This window comes from Brevibacillus centrosporus (assembly GCF_046622605.1).
Taxonomy (GTDB): Bacteria; Bacillota; Bacilli; order Brevibacillales; family Brevibacillaceae; genus Brevibacillus; species Brevibacillus centrosporus.
In genome coordinates this window covers 2144937-2157468 of record NZ_CP176856.1, presented here as the reverse complement: position 1 = coordinate 2157468, position 12532 = coordinate 2144937, and the positions used below count along the sequence as shown (strand labels likewise).

At 50.6% G+C, this 12532-nt stretch carries 11 protein-coding genes; 4 read left to right on the top strand and 7 right to left on the bottom strand.

Annotated features, from left to right (window positions below; all coding sequences use genetic code 11):
• Window positions 1-144 precede the first annotated feature (144 nt).
• The 3 genes from ACLIN2_RS11070 to gpr form a co-directional block, all read right to left on the bottom strand.
• On the bottom strand, window positions 145-453 hold the full coding sequence (locus ACLIN2_RS11070; RefSeq protein WP_122925524.1) for a DUF3679 domain-containing protein: 309 nt from the start codon (window positions 451-453) through the stop codon (window positions 145-147).
• A 5-nt stretch (window positions 454-458) separates the two neighbouring features.
• Entirely contained in the window at window positions 459-1637 is a 1179-nt protein-coding gene (spoIIP, locus tag ACLIN2_RS11065; protein WP_411504055.1) for a stage II sporulation protein P, read from the bottom strand.
• 153 nt (window positions 1638-1790) lie between these two features.
• Entirely contained in the window at window positions 1791-2891 is a 1101-nt protein-coding gene (gpr, locus tag ACLIN2_RS11060) for a GPR endopeptidase (RefSeq protein WP_092269094.1), read from the bottom strand.
• Window positions 2892-3047: 156 nt separating this feature from the next.
• Here gpr and rpsT point away from each other — a divergent pair, with 156 nt between their 5' ends.
• On the top strand, window positions 3048-3323 hold the full coding sequence (gene rpsT / locus ACLIN2_RS11055; protein WP_055743229.1) for a 30S ribosomal protein S20: 276 nt from the start codon (window positions 3048-3050) through the stop codon (window positions 3321-3323).
• A 55-nt stretch (window positions 3324-3378) separates the two neighbouring features.
• On the opposite strand, the gene holA is transcribed toward rpsT, so the two are convergent.
• From holA to ACLIN2_RS11035, 4 genes are all read right to left on the bottom strand, one after another.
• Entirely contained in the window at window positions 3379-4419 is a 1041-nt protein-coding gene (gene holA / locus ACLIN2_RS11050) for a DNA polymerase III subunit delta (RefSeq protein ID WP_411504054.1), read from the bottom strand.
• A 311-nt stretch (window positions 4420-4730) separates the two neighbouring features.
• Entirely contained in the window at window positions 4731-5591 is an 861-nt protein-coding gene (locus ACLIN2_RS11045) for a hypothetical protein (RefSeq protein ID WP_411504053.1), read from the bottom strand.
• The gene (locus ACLIN2_RS11040) at window positions 5591-6136 is read right to left on the bottom strand and encodes an RNA polymerase sigma factor (RefSeq protein WP_122925528.1); all 546 of its coding nucleotides are present in this window, start codon (window positions 6134-6136) and stop codon (window positions 5591-5593) included. The genes ACLIN2_RS11045 and ACLIN2_RS11040 overlap by 1 nt, the downstream gene beginning before the upstream one ends.
• A gap of 53 nt (window positions 6137-6189) precedes the next feature.
• Window positions 6190-8571 (bottom strand): DNA internalization-related competence protein ComEC/Rec2, encoded by a 2382-nt coding sequence (locus ACLIN2_RS11035; RefSeq protein ID WP_411504052.1) that lies wholly within the window; start codon window positions 8569-8571, stop codon window positions 6190-6192.
• 198 nt (window positions 8572-8769) lie between these two features.
• On the opposite strand from ACLIN2_RS11035, the gene asnB reads away from it, so the two are divergent.
• The 3 genes from asnB to comER all read left to right on the top strand — a co-directional run bounded on the left by asnB (window position 8770) and on the right by comER (window position 12416).
• Entirely contained in the window at window positions 8770-10695 is a 1926-nt protein-coding gene (gene asnB / locus ACLIN2_RS11030) for an asparagine synthase (glutamine-hydrolyzing) (protein WP_122962015.1), read from the top strand.
• A gap of 103 nt (window positions 10696-10798) precedes the next feature.
• Entirely contained in the window at window positions 10799-11506 is a 708-nt protein-coding gene (locus ACLIN2_RS11025) for a helix-hairpin-helix domain-containing protein (RefSeq protein ID WP_411504051.1), read from the top strand.
• A 76-nt stretch (window positions 11507-11582) separates the two neighbouring features.
• A complete protein-coding gene (gene comER, locus ACLIN2_RS11020) occupies window positions 11583-12416 on the top strand; it encodes a late competence protein ComER (protein ID WP_411504050.1) in 834 nt (277 codons plus the stop codon).
• The last annotated feature ends 116 nt before the right edge of the window (window positions 12417-12532 follow it).

Here is a 12532-nt window from a genome sequence, read left to right as displayed (position 1 = left end):
ATCTTCTGATCCCAAGCCCCGTCTATGATTCATGGCTTTTGTCACTTTTTTCATAGCCATTTGGGAAAACAAAAAAGGCCCAATGGCTCGGGCCTTTCGTCTCTCATGCTTTCTGCCTATGGTTTTTTTGTCCATAAACAATTGTTACGGTGCAAAGAGTCCCCCTACCCAATCGACAAAAGTTTGCGCTCCGCTCTTTATTGTCGAACCGAGGGTCATCCCCATATTACTCATGTAGTTGACCACTTTTTCCGGATTCTCCGTCTGCACCTGCTTGCCCATCACAGCGATTTCCATCTTGCCTTGATCCATTTTTTTGATGTAAAAGGTTTGCTGCTCCTGTTCCACCGTTCCGCTCACTTTTGATATGCCGCGTTCTGCCGTTTGCAAGCCTAATACGACTCCGATTAATAGGATCAGTAATAGCCCCGTCAATTTTACCGTCACGTTCACGCTCGTCACCTCTTTGCCGGCTCATCCGAAGCCGGTTTGTCCACTTTTTCCGCCTTGAGGTAGTAAGCGGCAAACACATCTGCCAGCGCTTCCGCCGTGTTGTAGCTCTCCTGCAGGGTGTTTTCCGTGCCACCTATTTCCATTAACAGGCTTCCCGGTGAAATGGACTGATTATACTCCCCATGATCTGTCTTTGCTCCTTTTTCCATCACACCTCTAGATAATTCGGGATACATCTCTTCCATCAGCTTGTGCAATTCGGTAGCAAACGCTTCATTTTTCTCGAAGCTCTTGTTTCTTTTTCCGATGACAAACAGGACGCGCGCATAGGTTTTTCCCTTTATCGTGACGGTCGTTCGATCCCTGGGGGCAGTATCGCGATGCAGATCAAAGAAGTAATGCAGCTCGCGGTTGTTCTCGGCAGCGGCCTTCACGACTTGCAGTGACTGCGCGTAGGACAAGGCGTAATCCTTTTTTTGATTAAGGAGCTCCTGATAAATGTCGTCTGTGCTCACATCCGCTCCAATGCCTCTCTCGTTTAAGGCCTCAGACAAATGCTTGCCTACCATCGAAATATTTCTCGTCGGGTGATCCACAGAGGATCCGACTGGCTTCGTCTCGCTGTACCAAGACTCCCGATTGTGCGTATTGTACACATAGACGACTTTCTTGCCGCCCGTATTCGGTTTTGCAATGGGCTTTAGCGGTTCAGCTGTCTTGTCTGTTTCATTCTCAGCCGGCTTGGGCGAGAGAGGAATGGCGTCAGAAGCGTCAATTACCTGCTTGGGGTGCGGGGGATATTCAATGTAAAAATCAGAGAGACTCGCCCCTTTTCCGGCTACAACGAATCTGGCGTCGTCCGTGGTTACCATGCCAGGAAGCTCTCTGCCAAGCAGGCTGCGCAAATCACCGGGTTGAATGCTAGTCGCGAGCTGGAATAAAAAGCCGGACACACTATTTGTTCGTCGGTCAGATCCGGTCTGCACGATTTCGCTTAGCACCGGGATCTCCTGCCCCATCCACCCTAGGATTGCTAGACTGGAGATGTGTGTAGCCGCCTGCTGGACAGTAGAGGAGGCGATCATCAGCTTGTTGCCTCCGAGGGAAAGGACACCGGTCATGACGAATAGAAAGGCTGTTATAAACGACAGAACAACGAATTGGCGTTGGATAAAGGATGCCATCTGTCTCACTCCTCATGCTGTAGCATTGATGCGGGCTTTTCTCTTTCGCTTCCCGCTTGTCTATGCTTTAGCCTATGAGCCTCATAGAGACGATAGAACCCTTTCCCTAGCATTTCTCTTAAATCATGCAGACTCTCCTACTGGATCGCTAGTCTAGTGCGTGTAGGACGCGCTATTTTCCTCATCTACCGCTCTGTGCAAGGCACGGTTGAGGCCAGTCGCGATGACATTGGATATTCCTTCGATAAAATCGTCCACCTCTTTTGGCGTTACCACTAAATCCTGACCCAACGGACGCAGCACCTCGTGAATCAGCTGACGCTTCTCCTCCTCGGGGAGTGACCCTACCAGACCCATGAACGTTTTACGCGATTCCAGATCAGGCAAGTCATCTTCGGTGTACGGCTCTTTGCGCTCAGGCAGCGTACTCATGGAAAGCTTGTTGAAGGCACGCTTGCTCTCCGCCATGGACTGACCAAAGTGACCGAGCAGATACGTAATGGCGTCGTTCACGATGGTAGAGGCAAAGACAACCGTCGGCACACCGATCGCGATAACCGGGATCCCAAGCGTATTCTGGTCAATGGCCTTACGCTTATTGCCGACACCCGAGCCTGGATGGATGCCCGTATCCGAAATCTGGATGGTTGTATTCACCCGATGCAAAGCGCGCGAAGCCAAAGCATCGATACAAATGACAAAGTCCGGCTTGCTTTTTTCCACTACACCAAAGACAATCTCGCTCGTTTCAATACCCGTAATGCCGAGAACTCCTGGAGACAGCGCACTCACTTCCCGATAGCCGTCTCCAACCGTATCCGGAGCCAGCTGGTACAGGTGCCGGGTCACCAGCAGGTTTTCCACCACCATCGGGCCGAGCGCATCTGGCGTTACGTTCCAGTTGCCCAAACCTACGACAAGTGCCTTTTTCTCTTCCGTAATTCCGAGCTTCATCAGGAAGCTGGCGAATTCCAGAGCAAATCGTCTCGTTACCTGCTCTTCTATAGAAGTATCATTGTCACGAAGCTTGGGAACTTCGATCGTGAGGTAACGCCCCGGCAGTTTCCCAATCGCTCGGCCTGCCTCTTCATTTTCCACGTGAAGTCTGGTGACTTTTATATTCGGTTCTTCATCGTCTGCCTGCAGCCAAATCCCGGGGATATTGCTCTCATTTTGCTGCTGCGCCAGCTCGTGTGCTTCTACCGCCAAATCGGTTCGAATCGAGTAGCCAGACAGATCAATATTGTGTTCCATGGTTAATCGCTCCCTTCTCCATTTTGTTCCTGCTACTAGGTTGCTTGAATCCTTCATTTTTATTCCGAATCCTTTCTTGCAAATGGATTCCGTGCATGCTAGAATTACTTTGTTGTATGACTGTATGTCTATGGTCGTTCTAAGGAGGTGACACACATGCCAAACATTAAATCCGCGATTAAGCGCACCAAAACCATTGAAAAGCGCCGCGCACACCGTGCTTCTCAAAAGTCTGATCTGCGCACTTCCCTGAAGAGCTTTGAGAAAGCTGTCGCCGCTTCCGATGTAGCATTGGCGAAATCCACTCTTCTGGTGGCTGTGAAAAAGCTGGACAAGGCCGCTTCGAAAGGTCTCATTCATAAAAACGCAGCAAACCGTCAAAAGTCTCGTTTGATGAAAAAGCTTAACGTTCTGAGCGCTCCTGTAGCGTAAGAGACCATGGAACAGAAAAAAGCCCGCGAACCTAGCGTTCACGGGTTTTTTCTTTTTATCTGCTCGTTCTGCTCCGTTCCTCATACGCACGCGTAATAAACAGCTCGAGGGCCAATCGCTTGTCCACCTGACCGGACTTCATCCGAAAATCGTCCTCGGCCAAGATCAGCAGCAATTTTTTCAAGGAATCCTCAGAAAAATGACGGGCCTGCTCCATTGCCTTTTTGACGGCGTATGGATGCATTTTGATCATCCCGGCCATCTGCTGCTGCGAATAGCCTCGTGGGGCCAGCTGCCTTACTTGCAGGAGCATGCGAAATTGCCTCGCAAAAAGGGAAAGCAGCTTGATGGGCTCCTCACCGGTTTTCATGCTGTCATACAGCATGCGCAGCGCCCTGTCCAACCTTCCCGACGCTACCTGTTCAATCAGGGCAAATACGTCCTGTTCGAGCGTTCGAGCAGCGAGGTCCTCGATATTTTGGTCAGTAATGGTTCCGCCTTCTCCCACAAAAATCGCCAGCTTTTCAATCTCCTTGTCCAAAAGGCGCAGCTCGCTGCCGACTCGCTCTACAAGCTTCATCGACTGTGGCCGCTGTATAGACGCCCGGTATTTATCTGCCTGCCGTTCAATCCAAGCGTAGAGATCTCCATCCTTCAAATGCATGAAAGGAATTACTTTTGCCTTTTGCTGCAAGGTTTTGACCAGTTTTTTTCGTTCGTCCAGCTTTTCCGCTTCTGTCTGTAAGATCAACGACGTGTAGGCAGGAGGATTTTGCATGTACCCGTGCAAGGCATCAGGATCACTTTCTACCTTCGAGGGAGGCTTGCTCCCCGTTAAAAAATACGCTTGTCGCGCAATCACGAGCCGATGCTCCCCCATGAATGGCAGTGTTTCCGCATCCTGCAGAATATCACTCAGGCTTGTTTCCGTGCAGTCGTACACGCTTATATTGAGATCACTGAAATCAGGATCGATCATTTCCCGTCGAGCTAAAGACAGAAACTCTTCTGCCAGAAAGGATTCCGGACCGTGAAGAACGTAGACGGGCGCGTACTGTTTTTGGCGTATTTCCCGAATGGCCGATAGCAATGGCATGGATCTTCCCTTCCCTTCTATGTTCTGTCCTGCGCTATTATAGCATAAAACGGATCGAATGGAGGCAGCGAAGCATCCTCGATGATCTTTTGCCCCGCTTCCTTAAATAGAAAGAAAAAAACCGCTCTCCATGTTGGGTAGCGGTTTTTCCATCTGTTGGCACCTCTATGTAAACGTCTAGGGAAAAGCCCCGGGATTCCTCCTCCCCAAACGGTAAGCAGGGGGTGCTTGATAATGTAGGATACGCAAGACTCCCCTGTTCGGTGCCGGTCCAGATGTGAAATCCACGTTTGCCAGACGTTTTTTTCACATCAATCATCATCGTTCTCTCTGTCTTTTTTTCGGTCATTGTCTTTGTTTTTTTCTTTGTCCTTACTCTTCACTTTTTCCCTGTCCTCGGAGTCACTGTCTCTGTCGCGTGAGTCTTTGTCCGATTCTTCTCCTACACCATACGGGAATGCTGGTGGCTTTGGATCTCTGACAACAGGCTTTGGCGGAACGACTGGTTTCGTTTGTGCCGGATTCGAAACGGGCTTCTTGTTGGAATTGTTCTGGTGCGACTTGGAAGAAGTATTCTTCGCAGGCGCCTTTTTCGTAGTTCCAGTGTTTTGTGTCGCCTTTTTATCCTCCTCCTGAGAATTGGATGTAGAGGGATTAGTGCTTGGAGGTGGAGATTGCACAGGCGGCCCCAAAATCGGAGCTTTCTTTAGTGCCGGATTGACCGCTTCCGATCCTTGCTGGTACGGGTCGGCCTCGATCTTCTTTCCATCACTGCCAGTAAACATGATTCCAATCAAGAGGCAGGCAGCCACTGCGGTACTGCCAATGCTGGCCAACCACACATTTGTCTTCTTCCACTTTTTCGATACCGACGGCGAAGTTTGCTTGCGCTTTACTTCCAGAGTGGGCAGGACTTCTTCATTCAGCGTAGATGAAGCTGCAGGAACGGCAGCAGCCGACTCTAGCCGAGGCAGAATCGAATCCACGATGCTGAACGAAGGTACGACAGGGGGCAGCTGTTCAAGCTGCTGCGAAACAGTTTTCAGACGGTTGTATTTCAGTTGCAGATCAGAATCTTTGCGAATGAGATTGAACAGCGCGTCCTGTTCCGTCGGAGAAAGATCTCCATCCAAGTCCCGCTGCATCCATTCCCAAATTTCCTCGTTGGTCATCAACCGATCCCCCCTTTCTGGTAGTCGTACAGGAGTTCCTGCAATTGTTGCCTAGCCCGGAACAAATACGACTTTACCGTGTTAAGCGGCAAATCCAATGCTTCCGCAATCTCCTGATAGGACAGATCCTCGAGATAGCGGAGTACTACGACCATCCGGTACTGTCTGGGCAGCTTCCCGATGGCTTCCTGAATGTCATTTGACAATCCAGTGAGAAGAATCTCATCCTCTACGTTGTTACGATCAGGGATAATCAGCTCATGCTCCTCAATTGAGACCGTTTCCTTCTTCGCTCGAAATTTGTCCATGCAGACATTACTGACAATTCGTTGCACCCATGTGGAAAATTTGGCCTTTTCCTGATAGGTATCTAATTTTCGATAAATGCGAATAAGCACTTCCTGGGCTGCATCGAGTGCGTCCTGCTCATTCCCAAGAATATAGTAAGCGCTGCGGTAAACGGAGGTCTCAATGGATCGGAGCAGATCGACTAGCGCATCGTGATCCCCGGATTGCGCCTTCCTGATCAGCTCTGCTTCCTGCATATTCTCCTCTCCCCCCTACAGACGGTACGTTTAAAGAAAAGGTTGCAACCATATTATGTATTTGATCCTTGGGTCTTCCAGGACATGCCATCCGGTGTCAGAATCAGCGTTACTGCCCCATTCATGTCCGTTCGGAAAACCTGCGATCCCATTTTTTTGAACCGTTGCAATACTTCTCGCGACGGATGACCATAGCGATTGTTTGCCCCGACGGAAATGACCACCGCCTTTGGGCCCAATGACGCCAGCAGTTCTTCTGTACTCGACGAGCTGCTCCCGTGATGAGCTACCTTTAATACATCCACTTCTGACATTCCCAACTGGACTACTGCCCTCTCCCCTTCATGCTCGATGTCGCCGGTGAACAACACCGATTTTCCGTAAGCTGTAAGTCGCAGTACGACGGATGCATCATTGCCAGAAGCTTCTGATGTTTGTCCCGGCCAAAGCCATGTCCATTCCACTCCCGGAAGATCTGACCACGTCTGTCCGGGGCTTCCCGTCAAGATCGGTACTCCCTCTCGTTGCAGCTGATGAAGGATTTCTCTCTGTTTTCCTTCAGGTGTGATTCCATTCACAAGCACAGAGCCTATGGAAAAACGGGGAACAATCGCTGCCATTCCTCCGATATGGTCCATATCCCCGTGCGTCATGACTACACGATCAATCTTCTCTATCCCGCGCGCTCGCAAAAAGGGGAGTAGTACGTCTTTTCCCACCTCATAAGGATCGCGCTTTTCCCTCCAGGATTCACGCACAGGAAGACCGAGTGTCCCACCTGCATCAATTAAGTATACCTTCTGATCACTGATTTCGACAACGATGGAATCCCCCTGGCCTACGTCCAAAAACGTAATCCTCACTTCGTCCCCTGCCGAAAAAGGTTGCCTAGCCAGTACAAATAGCCCGATAAATAGGGTAATACAGACGATGACATCTCTTTGCCGATGATAACCCAATTTCCACAAAATGGGCAATACGATCAGGAACCCGGTATACAAGACGAGCCACCACCAGCTTGGATGCGGCCAATGGGAAAAGGGAATTCTCCATTTTTGCATGACGAATAAAGGCTCGTGAAGCCAGTGCAGCAGTTCAGTGGATAGCAGAACGGGCCAGCTTGCCAGAAAGGGATGAATCATCCCGGCTACGAGAGCAATGTATCCAAGCGGGAGGACGACCAAGGACAAAATGGGAGTCACGACTAGATTCACCAGCCATGACGCCATGGAAAATTGATGAAAATGATAGATGAGAAAGGGAAACGACACGACCTGTGCTGCAAGAGTGACAGCGAGCAGCGTGCGAATCCAAAGAGGAATCCGAACAAGCACATCCTGACTAAACGGAACCAGAATAATGAGCCCAAGCGTAACGGCAAAGGAAAGCTGAAAGCCAATATGCCATAGCTGATAGGGATCGGTCAGCAGCATAACGATCAGCACACCGGCCCATACATCCTTTCCGTCCACTTTTTTGCCTGCCACCTGCGAGGCAAGCCCAACTCCGCCCATCATTCCCGAACGGACGGCAGATGCGCTCAGACCAACCAACAGGACGTAGCCGACAAGCAAACAAGCCGTTGTGACCAGCGCACTTCTCCGTCTCATTCCAACCCGCTCCAGACACCACATGAACATGCTGCTGACAAGCGTGACATGGAGCCCGGATATGGCCAGCACATGGCTCAGGCCCAAATCGGCGTACATATTTGCCGTTTCGAGATCTACCTCATCGCCTACCCCTAGCAGCAGCGATTTCATATACCCCGCGACCTCGGGAGCTTCAAACAGCCGCTCTACCCTTTCCGCAGCATCCTTTTGCCATTGTTGAAAATACCCCCATAGTCCTCGCTCCCCTCCGACTTTGATCTCGGAGTACGAGGCTTCCCCTGTCACATGTACCCCCTGCCAGCGCAGGTACTGGGCATAATCAAAAGCATGCGGATTACGAGCCGAAGCGGGTAAGGAGAGCTGAAGGTTTGCAGTGATTGTGCTCCCTCTCTTCCAGGTGTCTGCCTGCACCGCTTGTTCCTCCTTACTTAGACGGACGCGTACCGCAATCCGTTCCGAGTGGCGCAGAGAAACCCACTGTTTCATGTCATGGGTCCAATCGCTTGCCTCCACATAGAGCCTGGCGATATCTCCATCCCGTTGAACGGCCGAATCAATCGAGCCGCGTACCCAGATGCTGATCTCTTCTCGCCCGTACCCTTTCAGCTCGGAAGCATGAAAAGCGTCGTAGACGAGAAAGTAACTGCCTGCCACGACCGCCGAAAGGGTGCAGAAGACGAGGTGCTTTCGCAAGCTCGTGCGAAACGCAAGGACAGCAAAGCCGGCAGCCATCCCAAGAGCAGCAAGTATCCATACGGGGTGCAGATAAGCGGACAGCAGCAATCCCACAATCATAGAGAGACTAGCTCTATATATCGTCATGCCCACTCCTCCCTTCCTTTGTCGAACCATTCTTTCGTATCCGCGAGTATATCCTGCTCACAAGGGACAAAAATAGGGAGGAAAAGGCTATACATCACGTTTGAGAGCAAGCTCGTAGGCATTCGGAGTGATTGCACTGTCTGTCGATCCATGATAGAGTTAGCAGGAGCAATCCAGTGAGAGGAAGAGTCATTTCATATGTGTGGAATCGTATCACTCTACAACAAACGGCAAACACCTGTCGTGCAAGAAGCGATCAGCGCAATGACCGGTGTCATCCTGCACCGTGGTCCAGACGACGATGGTTTTCATTTGGAGGATAACGTCGCCCTGGGCTTTCGTCGTCTAAGCATCATTGATGTGGAAGGCGGACATCAACCGCTGTTCAACGAAACACGGGACATCTGGATCATTGGGAATGGGGAAGTATACAATTACAAGGAATTGCAACAATGGCTAAAAGACATCGGACACGTTTTTCATACCGATTCTGATATCGAAACCATCCTTCACCTTTACGAGGAAGTAGGAACAGATGCGCCGAAGCATTTGCGGGGCATGTTTGGCTTTACCATCTATGACTCTCGCAAAAAACGAGTGTTTGGTGCCCGTGATCACTTTGGAATCAAGCCGCTCTACTACGTGGAGACGGCCGATTCTATCGGAGTCGCCAGCGAAATCAAGAGCTTGCTGGAGATGCCTGGCTTGACTCGCGAAGTGAACCATACGGCTTTTTATCACTATCTGACTTTCCAATACGTACCAGATCCTGAGACGATGTACCGAGGTATTTACCGCATCCCTCCGGCTCACTCTTTTATCATCGAAAACGATCAAATCAAGCTTTCCCGTTACTGGGATGTCGAGTTCAATCCGGACGAAAGCAAGCCTTTCTCTTATTATGTAGAGGGCACACGCAGCGTACTGCTGGAATCGGTCGATAAACACCGGATCAGCGAGGTATCGCGCGGAGCTTTCCTCTCTAGCGGTGTCGATTCTACCAGTATAGTCGGAATGCTTCGCACGTTCGAGCCTGTCAAAACCTTTTCTGTCGGTTCTGACATCCCTGGCTACAGCGAGCTGGACTTCGCTAGACGAACAGCACAATTTTTAGGTTCCGAGCACCATGAACTGGTCGTGGGCGCCAAGCAGTACATGAACGAGCTGCCTCGCCTGATTTGGCACCAGGATGAACCGGTAGCGGATCCGTCTGCGATTCTCCTCTATTTTGTCGCTCAAATGGCAAGTGAGCACGTAACCGTCGTTCTCTCAGGGGAAGGCGCCGATGAATTTTTCGGTGGCTACAACATCTATCGCGAGCCAAACTCGCTGAAAATGTTCTCCGGAATGCCTGGCTGGATGCGTCAATCGATCGGTTACATGGCAGAGCGTCTGCCAGATCAAGTCAAAGGTAAGAACTTCCTGATCCGTGGCTCCAAAACCGTGGAAGAACGCTTCTTCGGAAACGCTCTGATCTTCAGTGAAGAAATGAAAAAACGCGTCGTGATGGAAGATATCGCACGCTCCAGCTCGTATGTCTCTCCTTTTACCATTACCGAGGAAATCTACAAGCGCGCATCCCAGTACGACGATGTGACGAAGATGCAATACCTCGATATTCACACTTGGCTTCGCGGAAACATTTTGATGAAGGCAGACAAAATGACGATGGCCAACTCTCTGGAGCTTCGCGTGCCGTTCATTGACCTGAAAGTCTTTGAATTCGCTGCGACCATCCCGACGAAGTACAAAATCGCCAACGGTACGACCAAGCACGTCCTGCGCGAGGCGATGAAAGACTTCCTGCCGCCGGAAATCAAGATGAGAAAGAAACTGGGCTTCCCGGTTCCGACTCGTCATTGGCTGAAAAATGAATTCTACAAATGGGCGAAGGAAATCATTTTCGAATCCAAAGTGGACGATTTGATCAACAAAGCTTACGTCCTGTACATGCTGGATGAGCATCGCGAAGGCAATGCCGACTACAGCCGCAAAATCTGGACGATCCTCGTCTTCATGCTGTGGCATCAGATCTTCATTGAGCAAAAGTACAACTTCGATCCTTATGTCAGTCCGAACGTCGATATCCGACGCAAAAAAAGCTCGCTCCAGCATATTGGATAGAGCTGGCAAATAGATTTGCACACCCTCCCTTACTTTTCGTAGCATCAGGAGTAGAAGCAGTATCCTCTACTTCCAGAATCGACCAAGTAAGGGAGGGTTTTTTGTGTTCCTTGAATGGTGGGAGCGATATCGGAAAATTTTTTTAACAGCTATCGCGCTTTTGTTTGTAACGAGCAGCTTTTGGCTTTATCAGACTCGTGTGGCAGGACACGAGGGTACGGACACTGCACTCCCCCTCGTCCCTCCCGCTTACGCTTCGGATGATGTTTTGCCTGCTGACGAACAGGCAAAAGATAGCACTGTGGCTGGCAAACCAGCCTTAGAAAAAACGCCTTCTGCACCCGCGCCCCTTTATGTCGATGTGAAAGGTGATGTCAAGCAGCCCGGCTTATACCCTCTGGATGCTGGCATGCGTGTAGCTGATGCGATCGCCAAGGCAGGGGGAGCCAATCCCACTGCCGATCTTGCACAGATCAACCTGGCGGCTCCTCTGGTAGATGGTACCGCGATCGTCATACCTGTAAAGGAGAGCTCTCCTGCAGCAGGGCCGGTAAATCTGTCTGCACCTGCATACGCCGCCAATGGGAAAAATACGTCCAATGCCTCTTCCTCTGATCAAACGGTTTCGCTCAATTCGGCTACTGCCGAGGAGCTGATGACCTTGCCCGGGATTGGCGAAGCTCGTGCCAAAGCAATTATGCAGTACCGCGAGGAAAAGGGAAGCTTTCGGGCACTTGAGGAGCTGAAGAGCATCGAAGGTATCGGTGATAAGCTGTATGAGAGAATCGCTCCGCGCATACGGATCCATTAGTCCTTTTGGATTCTTGGTCATGATGGCTCCCCGGCGCACATAGAATGGGGAAAGAATAACGGAGGGAGGTATGGAGATGGATAGGATCGGGTTCATCGGTACAGGTAGCATGGGCACGATCTTGATTGAGGCTTTGCTGTCGTCCAAAGCCCTGTCCCCCGGTCAGATCATGATTGGCAATCGCACCCCCGCCAAAGCGGAACGGTTAGCCGAACTGTACCCCGGATTGGTCGTCGCACCAAGTAATGCTGAGCTGGCTGAAGCCGCCAAGGTATTGCTTCTGTGCGTTAAACCTTTGGAGTATAAGGTTTTGCTGGAGCAAATTACTCCTGTCTTGACCCCCGAGCATCTCTTAATCACGATTACCAGCCCGATCAAGCTGTCTTTGCTGGAGGAGCGAGTACCTTGCGCTGTTGCGAGAGTGGTCCCGAGTATTACAAATGCTGCCCGGAGTGGTATCAGCCTCTGCGAGTTCGGCTCGCGGATTGACGAGGCGCAAAAGCAGTACATTCTCAAACTCTTCTCGTCCATTAGCCACCCGACGATGGTCTCAGAAGTCTTTTTACGTGTCACCTCCGACATCACCAGCTGCGGCCCCGCTTTCTTGAGCTACATCCTCCAGCAAATGATCCAGGAGGCCGTAAACGAAACAGGCATCTCCGAGGACGCTGCCACTTATTTGACAACGCAGATGTTCATTGGCATGGCCGATCTCTTAAAAGAAGATATTTTCACCCTGCCTTCTCTGCAGCAGCGAGTTTGCGTACCAGGAGGCATTACTGGCGAAGGTTTGATTCCCTTGAAGGAAGGGATCCCTGGTCTTTTTACAGAGGTGTATCGCCGCACACATGCGAAATTCGCAGAAGATCAAGAGCTGGTAGAACAGCGGCTTACAAACCATCAGCGCTAATTGGAAAATTTGGCTGCGCCAAGCTTTGTGGGGGAACCTTAGTACCCAAAGGGCACAAGTCTTGCTTTCTCACTTCGTTCGAAGTCTCGCTATGTTGCCCTTATACTGGCTGAGAA